The sequence below is a fragment of the Dermacoccus sp. Ellin185 genome (assembly GCF_000152185.1).
GTDB classification, from domain to species: Bacteria; Actinomycetota; Actinomycetes; order Actinomycetales; family Dermatophilaceae; genus Dermacoccus; species Dermacoccus nishinomiyaensis.
Genome location: NZ_AEIQ01000068.1, coordinates 1 through 546, shown reverse-complemented (window position 1 = coordinate 546; position 546 = coordinate 1). Strand labels below are relative to the sequence as shown.

The following is a 546-nucleotide window of genomic DNA, read 5'->3' as shown; positions in this document are numbered from 1 at the left end:
TGGAGATTGGCTCTTTGGCGATCTTCAGCACTTTGCGGATCTTGTCTTCCGGCATCAGCATACGTTCAGCCAGTTCTTCCGGCGTCGGTTCACGGCCCATCTCTTGCAGCATCTGGCGAGAAATACGGTTGAGCTTGTTGATGGTCTCAATCATATGCACCGGAATACGGATGGTGCGCGCCTGATCCGCGATAGAGCGGGTGATCGCCTGACGGATCCACCAGGTTGCGTAGGTGGAGAACTTGTAACCACGGCGGTATTCGAATTTATCAACCGCTTTCATCAGACCGATGTTGCCTTCCTGAATCAGGTCAAGGAACTGCAAGCCACGGTTGGTGTATTTCTTAGCGATAGAAATAACCAGACGTAAGTTCGCTTCAACCATCTCTTTCTTCGCACGGCGGGCTTTCGCTTCACCGATGGACATACGACGGTTGATATCTTTAACCTGCTCGATGGTCAGGCCGGTTTCTTCTTCAATCTGCTGCAGTTTTTGCAGGGCGCGATGCACTTCTTCAGAGACATCGTGCAGTTTTTCCGACCACG

At 51.6% G+C, this 546-nt stretch carries 1 protein-coding gene; it reads right to left on the bottom strand.

The genetic code is table 11. From position 1 onward, the window contains the following. Window positions 1-546: sigma-70 family RNA polymerase sigma factor (locus HMPREF0321_RS07040; RefSeq protein WP_040014653.1), on the bottom strand; the 546-nt coding region annotated here is incomplete at both ends.